At 68.8% G+C, this 446-nt stretch carries 1 protein-coding gene; it reads left to right on the forward strand.

Annotated features, from left to right (window positions below; genetic code table 11):
• Window positions 1-446 (forward strand): phosphate acyltransferase (locus tag FHK88_RS03715; RefSeq protein WP_264480598.1); only part of this gene is annotated, 446 nt, incomplete at both ends.

Here is a 446-nt window from a genome sequence, read left to right on the forward strand (position 1 = left end):
CCGCGAGGCCGAGGTCCGCGCCGAACTGGAGGCGCTTGGCATGGGCGACGCCTATCGCGAGATCAGCGTCGTGAATGCCGCCAATACCCGCCATCTGGATAGCTATCACGAGTTTCTTTACCAGCGCCTGCAACGCAAGGGCGTGGACCGCGAGGATGCCTTCAAGCTGGCCAATCGCGACCGCCATGTCTTCGCCGCCCTGATGCTGGCCCATGGGCATGGCGACGGGCTGGTCACCGGGGTGACGCGCAAGAACGCCCCGGTTCTGGCGCAGATCGGGCAGGTCTTCGACGTGCGCCCGCAGGACGGCGCGGTGGGGATCACCGCCGTGCTGCACCGGGGCCGGATCGTGCTGATCGGCGACACGCTGGTTCATGAATGGCCCGAGCCCGAGGATCTGGCCGATATCGCCACGCGCGGCGCCGCCGTCGCCCGCGGTCTGGGGC

The organism is Psychrobacter sp. I-STPA6b (genome assembly GCF_020662265.1).
Lineage (GTDB): Bacteria > Pseudomonadota > Gammaproteobacteria > Pseudomonadales > Moraxellaceae > Psychrobacter.